16 protein-coding genes are annotated in these 18,032 nt (G+C 72.1%); 14 read left to right on the top strand and 2 right to left on the bottom strand.

Annotation, left to right across the window (positions count from 1 at the left end; all coding sequences use genetic code 11):
• Positions 1-117 precede the first annotated feature (117 nt).
• From pdxS to ABD823_RS21970, 13 genes are all read left to right on the top strand, one after another.
• On the top strand, positions 118-1,032 hold the full coding sequence (gene pdxS, locus ABD823_RS21910; RefSeq protein WP_344862519.1) for a pyridoxal 5'-phosphate synthase lyase subunit PdxS: 915 nt from the start codon (positions 118-120) through the stop codon (positions 1,030-1,032).
• 190 nt (positions 1,033-1,222) lie between these two features.
• Positions 1,223-2,905, top strand: a complete 1,683-nt coding sequence (locus tag ABD823_RS21915; RefSeq protein ID WP_344862521.1) for an alkaline phosphatase D family protein — start codon at positions 1,223-1,225, stop codon at positions 2,903-2,905.
• Between the two features lie 112 nt (positions 2,906-3,017).
• A complete protein-coding gene (pdxT, locus tag ABD823_RS21920) occupies positions 3,018-3,605 on the top strand; it encodes a pyridoxal 5'-phosphate synthase glutaminase subunit PdxT (RefSeq protein WP_344862523.1) in 588 nt (195 codons plus the stop codon).
• Positions 3,606-3,608: 3 nt separating this feature from the next.
• Positions 3,609-4,361 carry a YebC/PmpR family DNA-binding transcriptional regulator gene (locus ABD823_RS21925; protein WP_344862525.1) on the top strand — a complete coding sequence of 251 codons (753 nt, stop codon included), beginning with the start codon at positions 3,609-3,611 and terminating at the stop codon, positions 4,359-4,361.
• Positions 4,362-4,570: 209 nt separating this feature from the next.
• The gene (locus ABD823_RS21930; protein WP_344862527.1) at positions 4,571-5,851 is read left to right on the top strand and encodes a cation:proton antiporter; all 1,281 of its coding nucleotides are present in this window, start codon (positions 4,571-4,573) and stop codon (positions 5,849-5,851) included.
• Between the two features lie 112 nt (positions 5,852-5,963).
• Positions 5,964-6,551 carry a crossover junction endodeoxyribonuclease RuvC gene (gene ruvC, locus ABD823_RS21935; protein ID WP_344862605.1) on the top strand — a complete coding sequence of 196 codons (588 nt, stop codon included), beginning with the start codon at positions 5,964-5,966 and terminating at the stop codon, positions 6,549-6,551.
• The gene (gene ruvA / locus ABD823_RS21940) at positions 6,548-7,168 is read left to right on the top strand and encodes a Holliday junction branch migration protein RuvA (RefSeq protein ID WP_344862529.1); all 621 of its coding nucleotides are present in this window, start codon (positions 6,548-6,550) and stop codon (positions 7,166-7,168) included. The genes ruvC and ruvA overlap by 4 nt, the downstream gene beginning before the upstream one ends.
• A gap of 79 nt (positions 7,169-7,247) precedes the next feature.
• Positions 7,248-8,267 (top strand): Holliday junction branch migration DNA helicase RuvB, encoded by a 1,020-nt coding sequence (gene ruvB / locus ABD823_RS21945; RefSeq protein ID WP_344862531.1) that lies wholly within the window; start codon positions 7,248-7,250, stop codon positions 8,265-8,267.
• Positions 8,268-8,669: 402 nt separating this feature from the next.
• Complete coding sequence (yajC, locus tag ABD823_RS21950) at positions 8,670-9,029, top strand: preprotein translocase subunit YajC (RefSeq protein ID WP_344862532.1); 360 nt, start codon at positions 8,670-8,672, stop codon at positions 9,027-9,029.
• A gap of 85 nt (positions 9,030-9,114) precedes the next feature.
• Entirely contained in the window at positions 9,115-10,893 is a 1,779-nt protein-coding gene (gene secD, locus ABD823_RS21955; RefSeq protein WP_344862534.1) for a protein translocase subunit SecD, read from the top strand.
• The gene (secF, locus tag ABD823_RS21960; protein ID WP_344862536.1) at positions 10,893-11,921 is read left to right on the top strand and encodes a protein translocase subunit SecF; all 1,029 of its coding nucleotides are present in this window, start codon (positions 10,893-10,895) and stop codon (positions 11,919-11,921) included. Before secD ends, secF begins: the two co-directional genes overlap by 1 nt.
• Positions 11,922-12,031: 110 nt before the next feature.
• Positions 12,032-12,556: an adenine phosphoribosyltransferase gene (locus tag ABD823_RS21965; RefSeq protein ID WP_344862537.1), complete on the top strand. Its 525-nt coding sequence runs from the start codon at positions 12,032-12,034 to the stop codon at positions 12,554-12,556.
• Positions 12,557-12,794: 238 nt separating this feature from the next.
• Positions 12,795-14,990 carry a RelA/SpoT family protein gene (locus tag ABD823_RS21970; RefSeq protein ID WP_344862538.1) on the top strand — a complete coding sequence of 732 codons (2,196 nt, stop codon included), beginning with the start codon at positions 12,795-12,797 and terminating at the stop codon, positions 14,988-14,990.
• A gap of 54 nt (positions 14,991-15,044) precedes the next feature.
• Here the strand turns inward: ABD823_RS21970 and ABD823_RS21975 are convergent, their stop codons facing one another.
• Together ABD823_RS21975 and ABD823_RS21980 are read right to left on the bottom strand one after the other, a co-directional pair.
• A complete protein-coding gene (locus tag ABD823_RS21975; protein ID WP_344862540.1) occupies positions 15,045-16,274 on the bottom strand; it encodes a DUF349 domain-containing protein in 1,230 nt (409 codons plus the stop codon).
• A 68-nt stretch (positions 16,275-16,342) separates the two neighbouring features.
• Positions 16,343-17,188, bottom strand: coding sequence for a peptidylprolyl isomerase (locus tag ABD823_RS21980; RefSeq protein ID WP_344862542.1), 846 nt, complete (start codon positions 17,186-17,188; stop codon positions 16,343-16,345).
• A gap of 146 nt (positions 17,189-17,334) precedes the next feature.
• Between ABD823_RS21980 and ABD823_RS21985 the strand changes: the two genes are divergently transcribed.
• Positions 17,335-18,030, top strand: coding sequence for an MBL fold metallo-hydrolase (locus tag ABD823_RS21985; RefSeq protein ID WP_344862607.1), 696 nt, complete (start codon positions 17,335-17,337; stop codon positions 18,028-18,030).
• The last annotated feature ends 2 nt before the right edge of the window (positions 18,031-18,032 follow it).

The following is an 18,032-nucleotide window of genomic DNA, read 5'->3' on the forward strand; positions in this document are numbered from 1 at the left end:
GGGCGGTGCGCCAAGGAGGTGTGGGGGAATACGCGCGCCAGCGCCTACGATGAACAGGTGGTGGCCGCCGCGCGGGCGGCCCGTTCCGCAGTAACCAGCCGTCGTGAGGTAGAGACCGTGTCCAGCAGCACGCCCGAAGTCACCGATAACGCCATCACCGGAACCGCCCGGGTGAAGCGCGGCATGGCCGAGATGCTCAAGGGCGGCGTCATCATGGACGTCGTCACCCCGGAGCAGGCCAAGATCGCCGAAGACGCCGGCGCGGTCGCCGTCATGGCGCTGGAGCGGGTCCCGGCGGACATCCGCGCGCAGGGCGGCGTCTCCCGGATGAGCGACCCCGACATGATCGACGGCATCATCAACGCCGTCTCGATCCCCGTGATGGCCAAGGCCCGCATCGGCCACTTCGTCGAGGCCCAGGTCCTGCAGTCGCTCGGCGTCGACTACATCGACGAGTCCGAGGTGCTCACCCCGGCCGACTACGCCAACCACATCGACAAGTGGCGCTTCACCGTGCCCTTCGTCTGCGGCGCCACCAACCTGGGCGAGGCGCTGCGCCGCATCACCGAGGGCGCGGCGATGATCCGCTCCAAGGGCGAGGCCGGCACCGGCGACGTCTCCAACGCGGTCACCCACATGCGCACGATCCGCGCCGAGATCAAGCGCCTGACCTCCCTGCCCGAGGACGAGCTCTACGTCGCAGCCAAGGAGCTGCAGGCGCCGTACGAGCTGGTGGCCGAGGTCGCCAGGACCGGCAAGCTGCCCGTCGTGCTGTTCACCGCGGGCGGCATCGCCACCCCGGCCGACGCCGCGATGATGATGCAGCTCGGCGCCGAGGGCGTGTTCGTCGGCTCCGGCATCTTCAAGTCCGGCAACCCCGCCCAGCGCGCCGCCGCCATCGTCAAGGCCACCACCTTCTACGACGACCCGGACGTCATCGCCAAGGTCTCCCGCGGCCTGGGCGAGGCCATGGTCGGCATCAACGTCGACGAGATCCCGGTCCCGCACCGCCTGGCCGAGCGCGGCTGGTAGTCCCGCGCCGCGGCGTCCCCGGCCCGGTCCGGCCGGGCGCGGCGGCGGTCATCCCCGGCGAAAGAATCCGCCAAGGGCGGCATCCGTGAAGGGTGCCGCCCTTTGCGTGACCTGAGGAGTTCACCCTCTTGTCATGATCGTCGGCGAGGCTACCGGCGTTGGCGTCTGATCGCTCCGGGAGGATCCCCCCATGTCCCAGCTCAGCCGGCGCTCCTTCCTCGTCACCGGTCTCGCGGCGGGCGCCGCGGCCGGCCTGCCGTCCGCCGCGCACGCCGGCCCCGGTCCCGCTCCCGGCGGCGAGCCCTCCCCGGCCTCCCGGGAGTTGCGCTCCGACCCCTTCACCCTCGGCGTGGCCTGCGGCGACCCGGACTCCGACGGCTTCGTGATCTGGACCAGGCTGGCACCGCGGCCGCTGGCCGAGGACGGCGCGGGCGGCATGCCCGCCCGGCCCGTCACCGTCCACTGGCAGATCTACGCCGACGAGGCCGGCCGCAGGCTCGTCCGGCACGGCGTCGCCACCGCGCGCCCCGAGTGGGGCCACAGCGTCCACGTCGAGGTCGACCGGCTGGCCTCCGACCGGGACTACTGGTACCGCTTCAAGGCCGGGCCGTACGTCTCGCCGACGGGCCGGGCCCGGACCGCCCCGCACCCCCTGTCGTACGGCTCCGGCCTGGTGATGGCCTTCGCCTCCTGCGCGCAGTACGAGCACGGCTACTTCACCGCCTACCGGCGCCTGGCCGAGGACCGCCCCGACCTGGTCCTGCACCTGGGCGACTACCAGTACGAGTACAAGCGCGACTCCTACACCGCCCCCGGCGGGAACGTCCGCCACCACGAGGGGCCGGAGACCGAGACCCTGGCGGACTACCGCCAGCGGCACGCCCAGTACAAGACCGACCCCGACCTGCAGGCGGCGCACGCCGCGGCGCCCTGGCTGGTCGTCTGGGACGACCACGAGCTGGACAACAACTGGGCCGACGAGGTGCCGGAGAAGCCGGAGATCCCGCAGCCGGGATTCCTCGCCCGCCGCGCGGCGGCGTTCCGGGCCTACTACGAGAACATGCCGCTGCGCCGCGGCTCGGTCCCGCGCGGCATCGACATGCAGCTCTACCGGCGGATCCGCTGGGGGAGGCTGGCCACCTTCCACATGCTCGACACCCGGCAGTACCGCAGCGACCAGGGCTGCGGCGACGGCTACCGGGCCTGCCCGGAGGCGGCCGACCCGGCCCGCTCGATCACCGGGGCGGAGCAGGAGCGCTGGCTGCTGGAGGGCTTCCGCCACTCGCGGGCGCGCTGGGACGTCCTGGGCCAGCAGGTCTTCTTCGCCCAGCGCGACAACGACGCCGGCCCCGTGAAGGTCACCAGCCAGGACGCCTGGGACGGCTACGTCGCCTCCCGGCAGCGGATCACCCAGGGGTGGGTGGACGCCGGGGTGCGCAACCCGGTCGTGCTCACCGGGGACGTGCACGCCCACTGGGCGAGCGACCTCAAACTCGACTACGACGACCCGACGAGCCGCACGGTCGGCTCCGAGCTGGTGACCTCCTCGATCACCTCGGGCGGCGACGGCCGCGACTCCGACCCGGCCGCCCACCCGTTCCTGACGATCAACCCGCACCTGAGGTTCCACAACAACCAGCGCGGCTACGTGGTGACCCGGATCGAGCGCGAGCGGCTCACCGCGGACTTCAAGGTGCTGCCCCAGGTCTCCCAGGCGGGCGCGGAGGCGTACACCCGGGCGACGTTCGTGATCGAGGACCGGGTCCCCGGCGTCCAGCAGACCTACCTGCGCCCGCTCGACCCCTCGACGGCCAGGACGCCCGCGATCGACCAGATCCGGGAGACCGTGGAACTGGAGACCGCGCGCCCCTGACGGCGCCGCACCGGAGAGGGCGGCCGGGAGGGGGCGGGAGGCGATCACCGTCCGGCCCACCGCGCGGCAGCGGTTACGCTCTTAGAGCGAATCCGACGAGCCGGACGAAAGGATGAGTGTGCCCACGATAGGTGTGCTCGCCCTCCAGGGAGACGTGCGCGAGCACATGCGCGCGCTGGAGGACGCCGGGGCGAAGGCGGTGGCCGTACGGCGCCCCGGTGAGCTGGAGACCGTCGACGCCCTGGTCGTCCCCGGCGGGGAGTCCACCACCATGTGGAAGCTCGCGGTCACGTTCGACCTGCTCGAACCGCTCCGGGCGCGCGTCGCGGCGGGCATGCCCGCCTACGGTTCCTGCGCCGGTATGATCATGCTGGCCGACCGGATCGAGGACGGCGCCGAGGGCCAGCAGACCATCGGCGGCATCGACATGACGGTCCGCCGCAACGCCTTCGGCCGCCAGGTCGACTCCTTCGAGGCCGACATCGACTTCGCCGGCCGGGGTGCGCTGCGCGCGGTGTTCATCCGCGCCCCCTGGGTGGAATCGGTCGGTCCCGAGGTGGAAGTGCTGGCCCGGGCCGAACCTGGGGATAGGATCGTCGCGGTCCGCCAGGGGCCGCTGCTCGCCACGTCCTTCCATCCGGAGCTGATCGGGGACGCCGGCGTGCATTCGTACTTCGTGGAAATGGTGAGGGAGTTCTAGGCGATGTCCGGCCACTCCAAATGGGCGACGACGAAGCACAAGAAGGCCGCGCTTGACTCCAAGCGGGGCAAGCTGTTCGCCAAGCTCATCAAGAACATCGAGGTCGCGGCCCGGACCGGTGGCCCCGACCCGGACGGCAACCCGACGCTGTACGACGCCATCACCAAGGCCAGGAAGAACTCGGTCCCGCTGGACAACATCGAGCGCGCCCGCAAGCGCGGCGGCGGCCTGGAGGCGGGCGGCGCCGACTGGCAGACCATCATGTACGAGGGCTACGCCCCCGGCGGCGTCGCGGTGCTGATCGAGTGCCTGACCGACAACCGCAACCGGGCGGCCTCCGAGGTCCGCGTCGCGCTGACCCGCAACGGCGGCTCGCTGGCCGACCCCGGCTCGGTGTCCTACATGTTCAACCGCAAGGGCGTCGTGATCGTCCCCAAGGGCGGGCTGTCGGAGGACGACGTGCTGATGGCCGTCCTCGACGCGGGCGCCGAGGAGGTCAACGACCTGGGTGAGAGCTACGAGGTCGTCTGCGAGGCCGGTGACCTCGTCCCGGTCCGCAAGGCCCTGCAGGACGCCGGGATCGACTACGACTCGGCCGAGTCGAGCTTCCTGCCGACGATGAACGTCCCCCTGGACGAGGAGGGCGCGCGCAAGGTCTTCCGGCTGATCGACGCGCTCGAGGACAGCGACGACGTGCAGAACGTGTGGGCCAACTTCGACGTCTCCGACGAGGTCATGGAGAAGATCGAGGCCTGACCGGCCGGAAGGCGCCCGCCCGGCGGACGGCCCGGCTCCTCCGGGAGCGCGGAGGTCCCGGTCCGCGGCGCGGGCGCCGCGCTCCTCCGGGGGAGCGCTCCCGGCCCGCGGGGCACGCCCCCCGCGAGCGGGGGGGCGCCCGGGTCCGCCGCCCGCAGTGATCGTTTCGTGAGGTTTGTCCCGTCATGTGCGGGTAGCAGCGCCTCACCATGGGGAACCCTGATCTCGTCTTCGCGGTGGCCGGCGTCGGCGCCCTGCTCGCGGCCGTGCTCCCGCAGCTGCTCGACCGGCGGCCCTTCTCGCTGCCGCTGGCCTGCCTGATCGGCGGGTTCCTCCTCTACCTGGTGCCGCTGGGGCTCTCCCGGCCCGACCCGGTCGCCCACCGGGCGCTGGTCGAGCACGCCACCGAGATCTGCGTCATCGTCTCGCTGATGGGCGCAGGACTGGCGGTCAACCGGCCCTTCGGCTGGGCGCGCTGGGGCTCGACCTGGCGGCTGCTGGCGTGGACGATGCCGCTGAGCGTGGCGGCGGTCGCCCTCGCCGCGCACGGCCTGCTGGGCTGGCCGTGGGCCGCGGCGCTGCTGCTCGGCGCGGTGCTCTCGCCCACCGATCCGGTGCTCGCCTCCGACGTGCAGGTCGGCCAGCCGGTCGACTCCGAGAAGGACGACGACGAGGTGCGCTTCACGCTCACCTCCGAGGCCGGGCTCAACGACGGCCTGGCCTTCCCGCTCGTCTACGCCGCGATCGCCTTCGCCCTCGCCGGAGGCGGCGCCGGCTGGCTCACCGAGTGGGCGCTGACGGACCTGCTCTACAGGAGCGCCGTCGGGGTGCTGGGCGGCCTGGCGACCGGCACGCTGCTGGGGCGGCTCTTCTTCCGGGCCAGGACGGCGGACCTGAGGCTGGCCGAGCACCGCGACGGCTTCGTCGCGCTGGCCGCGACGCTCCTGGCGTACGGCGCCACCGAACTGGTGGGCGGGTACGGCTTCATCGCGGTGTTCGTGACCGCCTGCACGATCAGGGCCGCCGAGCGCACCCACGGCTACAACGGCGTGCTGCACGGCTTCATCGAGCAGATCGAGCGGCTGCTGACCGCCTGGCTGATCCTGCTGCTCGGCGGGTTCGTCGCGACCGGCGGCCTGGCCGCGCTCACCTGGGAGGGGGCCGCGGTCGGACTGCTGCTGCTCCTGGTGGTCCGGCCGCTGGCCGGAGGGCTCGCCGGGCTCGGCGGACGGGCGGGGCGGCGCGAGCGCGGCGTGATCGCCTTCTTCGGCATCCGGGGCATCGGCTCGCTGTACTACCTCGCCTACGGGCTCGGGCACGCCGACTTCGGGGTGCCCGCCGAGGAGATCTGGGCCGTGGTGGCCTTCACCGTACTGGCCTCGCTGGTCCTGCACGGGATCACGGCGACGCCGGTGATGGAGCGGCTGGACCGGCTGCGGGCCGCGGCCGCGGCGGAGGACGGCGGGGAGCCCGCCGCCCAGCGCCTGTGAGATCCGGCGCCGGGGCGGCCGGGTGTCCGTGCGGGCGGGGCCGCCAGGCGGTAGAGTCGGGCACCGAACAGGTGTTCGGCGGGTGGGAGGCGTGCCGGTGCGGGTGCCCGAGCTGCGGGTGATGGGGGTCGATCCGGGGCTGACCCGGTGCGGGCTCGGCGCGGTGGAGGGACGCCCCGGCGCGCCGCTGCGCCTGGTCAAGGTCGGCGTCGTGCGCACGGCGGCCGACGACGAGATCGGAGCGAGGCTGGTGGCCGTGGAGGCCGGGATCGAGCGGTGGCTCGACGAGGTCAGGCCGGACGCCGTGGCCGTCGAGCGGGTCTTCGCCCAGCACAACCTCAGGACCGTGATGGGCACGGCCCAGGCCTCCGCCGTCGCCATCCTGTGCGCCTCGCGGCGGGGCATCCCGGTGGCGCTGCACACGCCGTCGGAGGTGAAGGCCGCGATCACCGGCAGCGGCACGGCCGGCAAGCAGCAGGTCGGCACCATGGTGACCAGGCTGCTGCGGCTCGACGCGATGCCGAAGCCCGCCGACGCCGCCGACGCCCTCGCGCTCGCCATCTGCCACGTGTGGCGGGGCGGGGCGCACAACCGCCTGGCCGAGGCGCTGGCCAGGACGAGGACGGAGCCGGGCACGACCGCGGCGGCCTACTTCCGCGGCCGGGGCCGCGGCGGACATGCGAGAGGAACGGTGAAGTGATCGCCTCGGTGCGGGGACGGGTGACCGCCATCGCGCACGACAGGGCGGTGGTCGAGGTCGGCGGCGTGGGCGTGCTGGTGCACTGCACCCCCGGCACGCTCGCGACGCTGCGGACGGGGGAGGAGACCCGCCTGGCCACCTCCCTGGTGGTCCGGGAGGACTCGCTCACCCTGTTCGGGTTCGCCGACGACGACGAGCGCGGTGTCTTCGAGATGCTGCAGGCCGCCAACGGGGTCGGGCCCAAGGTCGCGCTGGCCATGCTGGCCGTGCACACGCCCGACGCGCTCCGGATGGCCGTGGCCTCCGCCGACGTCAAGGCGCTGACCCGGGTCCCGGGCGTCGGCCCCAAGGGCGCCCAGCGGATCATCGTCGACCTCAAGGACAGGCTGGGCACCCCGGAGGAGGCCGTCAGCGCCGCGCTCGACGGCCGGGCGGCCGCGCCCGCCTGGCGGGACCAGGTCCACTCGGGGCTGGTCGGCCTGGGCTACTCGGCCAAGGACGCCGACGAGGCGGTCGCCGCGGTGGGCCCGCAGGCCGACGCCGAGGTGGCGGCGGGCCGGACCCCGCAGGTCGCGGCCCTGCTGAAGGCGGCGCTGCGCGTGCTGAGCGTGCGGTGAGCGCAGTGGTGCGCGTGGACGAGCGGAGCGGGCGGGCCGCGGGCGCGGCGGCGCGGACGCGGCCGGCGGAGGGGGCGGCATGAATCCCGAGCGCGACCTGGTGTCGCCGGAGGCCGAGGGTGACGAGCGGCTGATCGAGGCCGCGCTCCGGCCCAAGCGGCTGGCGGAGTTCATCGGACAGGCCCGGGTGCGCGAGCAGCTCTCACTGGTGCTGCACAGCGCCCTGCGCCGCGGCCGGCCGCCGGACCACGTGCTGATGAGCGGGTCGCCGGGACTCGGCAAGACGACCCTGTCGATGATCATCGCGACCGAGCTGGGCGTGCCGCTCCGCATCACCTCGGGGCCGGCGCTGGAGCGGGCGGGCGACCTCGCGGCGATCCTGTCGACCCTCTCGGAGGGCGAGGTCCTGTTCGTCGACGAGATCCACCGGATGGCCCGGCCCGCCGAGGAGATGCTCTACCTCGCGATGGAGGACTTCCGGGTCGACGTCGTGGTGGGCAAGGGGCCGGGGGCGACCGCGATCCCGCTGGAGATCGCGCCGTTCACCCTGGTCGGCGCCACCACCCGGGCGGGCCTGCTGCCCGCGCCGCTGCGCGACAGGTTCGGCTTCGTCGCGCACATGGACTTCTACGAGGTCGGGGAGCTGGAGCAGGTGCTGCACCGCTCGGCGCGGCTGCTCGGCCTGGAACTGCCCGCCGACGCGGCGCGGGAGATCGCCGGGCGCTCGCGCGGCACGCCCCGCATCGCCAACCGGCTGCTCCGCCGGGTGCGCGACTTCGCCGAGGTCCGGGCGGACGGGGTGATCTCCCGGCAGGTCGCCGCGGCCGCGCTGGACCTCTACGAGGTCGACGCCGAAGGGCTGGACCGGCTGGACCGGGCGGTGCTGGAGGTGCTGCTGCGCAGGTTCGGCGGAGGACCGGTCGGCCTGTCCACCCTGGCCGTCGCGGTGGGGGAGGAGCCCGAGACGGTCGAGGTGGTCGCCGAGCCGTTCCTGGTCCGGCAGGGGCTGCTGGCCCGGACCCCGCGCGGCCGGGTCGCCACCGCCGCGGCGTGGCTGCACATGGGGATGACGCCGCCGCCGGACGCGTTCGGCGCCTGAGGGCCCTGCTCTGCGGAGGCGTCCGGCGCCCGCGGAGCCCCGGCGGCCGTGCCCGGCGCCCGAGGGTCCTGCCTGCGGGCGCCCGGAGGCGCCCCGCCTGCGGATTGCCGCCACGCGGGCGGGGCGTTCCCGGAAGACCGGCCGCTCCTGCGGCGTTGTCCTCAGTGACGAGGCCGCGGGCGTCCCGGCGGGCGGGCCGTACGGGGCCGATCACGGATCGGTGACGAGAGTCTCGAAACGGGAACTTCCCCGTACGCCCGATCGTGACCTCGTTGCCGCGCTTCTAACAGCTCGCCTAAACTCCGTGGCCTGGCTGGCTGTGTAGGCTGACGTGCTGAGCGGCGTGGCCGTATACGACGTCCGGCGCCAGGCCGGTCATTCTCAAGTTGGAGGAACGGCCCCATGGGCGACTACTCAAGCCTCATCATGATCGCTCTGATGGTCGTGGTGTTCTACTTCCTGCTCATCCGCCCGCAGCGTAAGCGGCAGCAGGAGCAGATCCAGATGCAGAACTCCCTGACGCCGGGGACCCGGGTCATGACCACGACGGGGCTGTTCGGCACCGTGGTGGGCATCGACGCCGAGGACGTGATCCTGGAGGTCGCCCCCGGTGTCGAGACCCGCTGGGTCAAGGCCGCCATCGGGCGCGTGATGCCCGCGGCGGACGAGACCGAGGACGTCGCGGGCATCGACGACGACGTGACCGAGGTCCCCGAGCAGCAGGGTGACAACCAGGACCCGGCTCCCAACAAGAAGCCCTGAGCGCAGCTCGCCCCCAATCCCCCTTAACCGAAAGAACTGACGACCAGTGGCCCGACCGACCAGTGGCCAGAGCAGACCGGGGCGCATGCTCCTGGCGCTTCTGGCGCTCATCCTCGCCATGGGCGGGGTGATGCTGCTCAACAAGGCGCTCACCCCCGAATATGGCCTCGACCTCGCGGGCGGCACGACAGTGACGCTGTCGCCCATCACCCCCGACGGCGGCGCTCCCACCGAGGAGAGCCTCGACCTGGCTGTGAACATCATCCGGGACCGGGTGAACGGCAGCGGCATCTCCGACGCCGAAGTCGCCAAGGCCGGTGACAACATCGTCATCTCCGTCCCCGGAGTCGGCCAGGAGGAGGTCGTCAAGCTGGTCGGCACGACCGCGGAGCTGCGCTTCCGCCAGGTGCTGGCGATCGCCGCGGGCTCGCCCCAGACCCCGGGCGAGATGGCCACCCAGGCCCCGACCCCGGGCGACACGGCCGCCCAGACGCCGCAGCCGTCCCCCTCGCCCGCGGCCACCGGTCAGAAGGGCACGCGCGTGCCCGCGCCCTCCTCGAGCGCGCAGGCGAGCCCGAGCGGCTCGCCCGCGGGCCGCGCGCTGTCCTCGGCCCTGACCAACCCGAGCCCGTCGCAGTCGGCGGCCCCCCGGCAGCGGAAGACGCCCGCGGCGGACTCCGACGGAGGCGCCGAACCGTCGGCGCGACCGAGCGGGAGCGCCGCGCCGTCCGCGACGCCGACGGCCGCGGCCGACGACCCGCTGGCAGGCGTCGACACCACCGGCATCGACCCGGCGGTGCTGGAGCGGTTCAAGACGCTCGACTGCTCCAAGCAGGACAAGGGCCAGGGCGCCCAGGACGACCCGAACCAGCAGTTCGTCGCCTGCAGCCAGGACGGCAGCGCCAAGTACGTCCTGGAGAAGGCGGCCGTGACCGGCACCGCGATCGACAGCGCGGAGGCCGGCGTGGAGCCGAGCACCGGTGAGTGGCTCGTGCAGCTCTCCTTCAAGGGCCAGGGGCCGGACCAGTGGTCCAAGGTCACCACCACCGCCTTCAACTCCGCCGAGCCCCGCAACCAGGTCGCCATGGTCCTGGACGGCGTGGTCATCTCCGCCCCGGTCATCCAGGAGCCGATCACCGGCGGCCGGGCGCAGATCTCCGGCAGCTTCACCCAGGTGACCGCCACCGAGCTGGCCAACCAGCTCAAGTACGGCGCGCTCCCGCTGAAGTTCGAGAAGAGCTCGATCGACGAGGTCTCCTCCACCCTGGGCGCCGACCAGCTCCGCGGCGGCCTCATCGCCGGCGCGATCGGTCTCGGCCTGGTGGTCGTCTACTCGCTGCTCTACTACCGGGGTCTGGGTGTCGTCTCGGTGCTGAGCCTCGCGGTCGCCTCGATCCTCACCTACCAGTCGGTGGTGCTGCTCGGCCACTTCGCGGGCTTCCGCCTCTCGCTGCCGCACATCATCGGCCTGATCGTCTCGATCGGCATCACCGCGGACTCCTTCATCGTCTACTTCGAGCGCATCCGCGACGAGATGAAGGAGGGCCGCCGCACGCTCCGCTCGGCCATCGAGGTCGCCTGGGTCCGCGCCCGCCGCACGATCCTGATCGCCGACGCGGTCATGTTCATCGCCGCCGTGGTCCTCTACTTCCTGGCGGTCGGCGGCGTGGCCGGGTTCGCGTTCGCGATGGGCCTGACCACCCTCATCGACATCGCCGTGGTGTTCATGTTCACCAAGCCGTTCGTCGCCCTGCTGGCCAGGCTGAAGTTCTTCGCCAAGGGCCACAAGCTCTCCGGCCTGGACGCCGAGCGCATGAGCAACGAGCCGCACGCCGGCTCCACGACCGCTTTGCAGGAGGCGTGATGGCCGGCCTCGTGACTCGCCTGTACCGGGGCGAGACCAACGTCGACTTCGTCGGGAAGCAGAAGCTCTGGTACGGGCTGTCCGCCTTCCTGCTGCTGATCTCCATCGCTGGCCTGGTCGTCAACGGCGGCCTGAAGCTCGGCGTGGAGTTCAAGGGCGGATCGGTGTTCTCCTTCAAGGCGCCGTCGGCCACCATCGAGGAGGTCCGCGGCTCGGTCCAGGAGGCCGGCGCGCACCAGGTCATCGTGCAGACGACCAACAACGGCTGGCGGGTCACCACCGAGAGCCTCCCTGCCGAGCAGGTCACCGCGGTCCAGAAGGCCGTCGCCGACGACTTCGGCATCAAGCAGAACGACGTCACCGTCCAGGTGATCGGCGCCTCGTGGGGCGGCCAGGTCGCGAGCAAGGGCGTCATCGGCCTGATCGTCTTCATGCTGGCGATCATCCTGTACCTGACGATGGCCTTCGAGTGGAAGATGGCGCTGGCCGCCATCGTGGCCCTCGTCCACGACCTGGTGATCACCGCGGGCGTCTACGCCTGGTCGCAGTTCGAGGTCACCCCGGCGACCCTGCTGGGCTTCCTGACGATCCTCGGCTACTCGCTCTACGACGCGGTCGTCGTGTTCGACATGATCAAGGAGGTCACCGCCAAGCTCGGCACGACCTCCAAGGTGACCTACTCGCAGGCCGCCAACGACGCGCTGAACCACACGCTGATCCGGTCGCTGAACACCACCCTGGTGGCGATCCTGCCGGTCGCGGCGATCCTGTTCATCGGCACCACGCTGTTCGGCGCCGGCACGCTGAAGGACCTGTCGCTGGCGCTGTTCGTCGGCATGATCGTCGGCACGTACTCCTCGCTGTGCGTGGCGACGCCGATGCTGGTGACGCTGAAGGAGCGCGAGCCGCGTTACCAGGCGATCGCCCGCAGGCTCGCCTCCACCGGCGGCGCGGCCAAGGCCGGCCGCCAGCCGGTGGCGGCCGGGGCGGCGAGCGGCTCCGGCGGCGACAAGCGCAGGAAGAAGTAGAGTCACGGGCGGTCCTCCGCGCGGAGGGCCGCCGGGCACGCGCCTCCGCCCCCGCGCCCGGGGCGGAGGCGTTCTTCTGGACGGGGCGCCTTCTCCTGCGGGGTGGGACGATGAGTGACAGTGACCTGAGCCGGCTGATCCTGGACCGGATCCGCGACGTGCCCGACTACCCGCAGCCGGGGGTGGTGTTCAAGGACATCACCCCGCTGCTGTCCGACCCCGAGGCGTTCGCCGCGGTGACGGACGCGTTCGCGGGACTCCACGAGGTGGACAAGGTCGTCGGCATCGAGGCGCGCGGGTTCATCCTGGCCGCCCCGGCGGCCTACAAGGCGCGCGCCGGGTTCGTCCCGGTGCGGAAGAAGGGCAAACTCCCCTCGGAGACGCTCGACGAGGCCTATGATCTCGAATACGGCTCGGCCGTCATCGAGGTCCACCGGGACGCGTTCGCCCCGGGTGACCGCGTCCTGATCGTCGACGACGTGCTCGCCACGGGCGGTACGGCGCGCGCGACGGTGGAGCTGGTCCGCAGGGCGGGCGCCGAGGTCGTCGCCGTGGCCGTGCTGATGGAACTGTCCTTCCTCAAGGGGCGGGAGCGGCTCACCGGGGTCGAACTCCACCCCCTCGTGGTCGTCTGAGCCGCCCCGCCCGGGGAAGTACCTGTGCGGGTCTGGATACACTGATGGGATCTGGACTCGAGGGTGAGGAGTCTGAGTGCCCCGTGATGTGGTCGTGCCCGACGTGACCGCCGGCGAAGGCGGTTCCGAGACGGCCGTCCCGGCAGGCGATGCCGGCGCGGCCGTGTCCGGAGCCGCGGAGGAGAGACCGGCGGTGCGGCGCAGGCTGGCCCGCCTGGGGGGACAATGGGGTGGCGCCATGAACCCGGTGCTTGAGCCGCTGTTCCGCACGGTCCGCGCGACCCATCCGAAGGCGGACCTGCGGCTGATCGAGCGTGCCTACGACGTGGCGGCTTACCACCACCGCGACCAGAAGCGCAAGAGCGGCGACCCCTACATCACCCATCCGCTGGCGGTCGCGACGATCCTGGCCGAGCTGGGCACCGACGACGAGACGCTCTGCGCCGCGCTGCTGCACGACACCGTCGAGGACACCGCCTACAGCCTGGACGAGCTGCGCGCCGACTTCGGCGAGAACATCGCCCTGCTGGTCGACGGCGTCACCAAGCTCGACAAGGTCAAGTTCGGTGACGCGGCCCAGGCCGAGACCGTGCGCAAGATGGTCGTGGCGATGTCCCGCGACATCCGGGTGCTGGTCATCAAGCTCGCCGACCGGCTGCACAACATGCGCACGATGCGCTACCTGCCGGAGCACAAGCGGCAGCAGAAGTCCCGCGAGACGCTGGAGATCTTCGCCCCGCTCGCCCACCGGCTGGGCATGAACACCATCAAGTGGGAGCTGGAGGACCTCGCGTTCGCCATGCTCTACCCCAAGCGCTACGACGAGATCGCCCGGATGGTCTCGGAGCGGGCCCCGCGCCGCGACCTGTTCCTGCAGGAGGTCATCGAGAAGGTCTCCGCCGACCTGCGCGAGGCGAAGATCCGCGCGGTGGTCAAGGGCCGGCCCAAGCACTACTACTCGGTCTACCAGAAGATGATCGCGCGCGACGTCGCGTTCGACGACATCTACGACCTGGTGGGCATCCGGGTGCTCGTGGACACGGTGCGCGACTGCTACGCCGCCCTCGGAACGATCCACGCGCGGTGGAACCCGGTGCCCGGCCGGTTCAAGGACTACATCGCGATGCCCAAGTTCAACATGTACCAGTCGCTGCACACCACGGTGATCGGTCCCGAGGGCAAGCCGGTGGAGCTGCAGATCCGCACCCACGCCATGCACCACCGGGCCGAGTACGGCGTCGCCGCGCACTGGAAGTACAAGGAGGAGATGAACACCTCCGGGCCTTCCGGGTCGAAGCTCAAGGCCGCCGGCGACATGGCCTGGCTCCGCCAGCTGCTGGACTGGCAGAAGGAGACCGCCGACCCCGGTGAGTTCCTGGAGTCGCTCCGCTTCGACCTGTCGGTCTCGGAGGTCTACGTCTTCACCCCCCGGGGGCAGGTGATCGCCCTCCCGGAGGGCGCGACCCCGGTCGACTTCGCCTACGCCGTGCACACCGAGGTGGGCCACCGCTGCATCGGGGCCAGGGTCAACGGGCGCCTGGTGCCGCTGGAGTCCCGGCTGGGCAACGGCGACACGGTCGAGATCTTCACCTCGAAGTCGCCGGACGCCGGCCCCTCCCGCGACTGGCTGAAGTTCGTCAAGTCCGGCCGCGCCCGCAACAAGATCCGCCAGTGGTTCTCCAAGGAGCGCCGCGAGACCGCGATCGAGGCGGGCAAGGAGGCCATCGGCCGTGCCATGCGCAAGCAGGGCCTGCCGCTGCAGCGCCTGCTGTCCGGGGAGTCGCTCCTGGCGCTCGCCAGGGACATGCGCTACCCGGACGTCTCCTCGCTGTACGCGGCCGTCGGAGAGGGCCACGTGGCCGCCCAGACGGTCGTGCAGAAGCTGGTGCAGTCCGTCGGGGGAGTGGAGGCCGCCGAGGAGGACATCGCCGAGGCGGCGGTCCCGACGAAGCTGCGCGGCCGTCCCCGCGGCGGCGGGGGCGCCGGTGTGGTGGTCGCGGGCGACTCCGACGTCTGGGTGCGCCTGTCGCGCTGCTGCACCCCGGTCCCCGGGGACGAGATCGTCGGGTTCGTCACCCGCGGCCACGGCGTCTCGGTGCACCGCAGCAACTGCCCCAACGTCGCGCAGCTCAAGTCCGAGCCGGACCGGCTGGTGGAGGTGTCCTGGTCGCCGAGTGAGGACTCGGTCTTCCTGGTCGCCATCCAGGTCGAGGCGCTCGACCGCCCCCGGCTGCTCTCGGACGTCACCCGGACCCTGTCCGACCAGCACGTGAACATCCTGTCGGCGTCGGTGACGACCTCCCGCGACCGGGTCGCGATCAGCAAGTTCACCTTCGAGATGGGCGACCCCAAGCACCTGGGGCACGTCCTGAAGGCCGTCCGCAACATCCAGGGCGTCTACGACGTCTACCGGGTCAGCGGCGCCGGATCCTGAGCCGGCGCGGGGCGCGCCTCCGGCAGGAGGCGCGCCCCGGTCGTGATCGGACGGTCAGGAGAACTCGGCGAGCGTGCGCTCGGCCTCCTCCAGCCAGGAGCGCCGGGCGGCCAGGGCCTCCTCCGCGTCCTTGACGTCCTTGTCCTTGCCGGCGGCCCGGGCCTTGTCCAGGCGGGCCTCCAGCTGCCCGATGGACCTGCGCAGCTGGTCCACCGTGTTCTGCGCGCGGGCCCGGGCCTCGGGGTTGGAGCGCTTCCACTCCGCCTCCTCGGCCTTGCGGATCGCGTCGTCGATCCGGCGCAGCCCGCCCTCCAGCCGGTCGCGCTGCTCCCGCGGGACGGGCCCGGCCTCCTCCCAGCGCTCCAGGACACCGCGGAACGCGGCCCGGGCGGCCCGGGCGTCGGAGACGGGGAGGATCTTCTCGGCCTCGGCCAGGAGCTGCTCCTTGACCTCCGCGTTGGCCGCGAACGAGGCGTCCCGCTCGGCGAAGACCGCCGAGCGGGCCTGGAAGAACTGGTCCTGGGCGGCCTTGAACCGGCCCCAGAGCTCGTCCTCGACCTCCCGGGAGGCCCGGCCCGCGCTCTTCCACTGCCGCATCAGCTCGCGGTAGGCCGAGGCGGTGGGCCCCCAGTCCGTGGAGGAGGCCAGGGACTCCGCCTCGGTGACGATGCGCTCCTTGACGGAGCGCACGCCCTCCCGCTGCTCGTCCAGCCCCGCGAAGTAGGCCTTGCGGCGCTTGGCGAAGGCCGTGCGGGCGGCCGACAGGCGCTTCCACAGCGCCGCCTCGGTGACCCGGTCGATCCGCTCGGCGGCCTTCCACTCCTCCACCAGCTGGCGCAGGCGCTCACCGCCCGTCTTCCAGTGGGTGGTGGACTCCGCGACGTTCTCGGCCTCGGCGACGATGCGCTCCTTGACGGCCCGGGCCTCGGCGCGCGCCGCGTCCCTGGCGGCCTTGACCTCCTCGCGGCGCTGGGCCACCAGCTCGCTGAGCGCGTCCAGCCGCTTCAGCAGCGCGTCCAGGTCGCCGACCGCGTGCGCGTCGGCGACGGACTCGCGGAGCTTGGCGATGGACGCCTCCGCCTGGGCGGGGGCCAGGTCGGTGCCGCGGACGCGCTGCTCCAGCAGCGCGACCTGACCGGCCAGTTCCTCGAACTTGCGCCGGAAGTAGGCCAGGGCCTCCTCCGGTTCGCCGGCCTTCCAGGACCCGACGGCCCGCTCTCCCTCAGCCGTACGCACGTAGACGGTGCCGTCGTCGTCTACCCGGCCCCACGGGTCGGTGCTCACCGTGTCCTCCCGCACTTTCGTCAGCCCTCCCGGGGCGGTCGGCCCCGGATGTGTTCGGTTGTATTACGTCAGCCCTTGGCGGATATTGTCACGTCTTTGATCTCCACCGTCTTCTTGGGGGCGCCGGTCCCGTCGCCTCCGTCGCCGATGACGCCGGCCTTGTTCACCTCGTCGACGATCTCCAGACCCTTGGTAACCGTACCGAACGGTGTGTAGTTCGCGGGCAGGGTGGCGTCGCCGTACACGATGAAGAACTGGCTGCCGTTGGTGTTCGGGCCGCTGTTGGCCATGGCCACCACGCCGCGGGTGTACTTCGCGCCTTCGAGGTTCTCGTCCACGAAGCGGTAGCCGGGCCCGCCCTGGCCGTCGGTCGTGCCCTTGCCGTCGGCCTTGGCCAGCGGGTCGCCGCACTGCAGGATCGGGAACCGGTCGGAGCCCAGGCGGTGGCACTTGGAGCCGTCGAAGTAGTCCTTGCCGGCCAGGTGGGCGAAGGAGTTGACCGTGCAGGGGGTCTTGGCGGCGTCGAGCTTGACGACGATGTCGCCCAGGTTGGTCTTCAGGGTCATCGTCTTGGGTGAGGTGTCGACCTGGGCCGGGGGCATGCCGACGTCCTTGACCTCGCCCTCGGGGGCCGCCACGTAGCCGCAGGTGCCGGCGGCCGCGTCGTAGGCCGTGGGCTGGGCGGCGGTCTGGCTCGCGGACGGCCCGGGGGTCGCCGCCGTGGTGGTGGTCGAGCTGTCGTCCCCGCCGAGCAGCACCGTCGCGGCGACGACGGCGCCCACGACCACCACCGTGGCCACGCTGCTCCCGACGATCGTCATCCGCTTGGCCCTGGCCTCGCGCTCCGCGCGCCGCCGCATCTGCCGCTCGTAGTGCTCGCGCGCCAACTGCTTCTGGCGGTCCTTGCCGCTCACAGCTTCGCCCTCCCGAGTGCCGGAGTATCGATATCGAGGTGGGCGAATCGTATCGGCCGGAGGGTCATGGTTCGCAGCCCGCAGACCCTCAACGGTACCCTTCGGTTACATTCCCATCCGCATTCTTGACGAGACAGCTGAGGCAGATGCTGATCGCCGGCTTCCCCGCAGGGTCCTTCCAGGCCAACTGCTACGTCGTCGCCCCCGCCGCGGGCGAGGAGTGCGTGATCGTCGATCCGGGGCAGAACGCCGTCGGCGACCTGGACGACGTGCTGCGCGAGCATCGGCTCAAGCCGGTCGCGGTGCTGGTCACGCACGGCCACATCGACCACATGTGGTCGGTGGCCCCCGTCTGCGGCGCCCGGGACGTGCCGGCGTGGATCCACCCGGAGGACCGGGAGCTGCTCTCCGACCCGGGCAAGGGGCTGTCGCTGACGACGCGGCAGCAGCTGTTCGGCGGGCTGACCTTCACCGAGCCGGACGACGTGCGCGAGCTCGCCGACGGCGAGGTGCTCCGCCTCGCGGGCATGGAGCTGGTGGTCGACCACACGCCGGGCCATACCAGGGGGTCGGTGACGTTCAGGCTGCCCCGCACGGACGAGATCCCGGACGTGATGTTCTCGGGCGACCTGCTGTTCGCCGGCTCCATCGGCCGCACCGACCTGCCGGGCGGCGACTACCCGACGATCCTGCGCAGCCTGGCGGCCAAGTGCCTGCCGCTGCCGGACGACACGGTGGTCCTGCCCGGCCACGGACCACAGACCACGATCGGCACCGAGCGCGCCACCAACCCGTACCTCGCGGAGGCCGCCCCGCTCGCCGGTCCCACCAGGGGAATCTAGAC

Origin of the sequence: Planomonospora alba, from assembly GCF_039534085.1 — a bacterium.
GTDB classification, from domain to species: domain Bacteria; phylum Actinomycetota; class Actinomycetes; order Streptosporangiales; family Streptosporangiaceae; genus Planomonospora_B; species Planomonospora_B alba.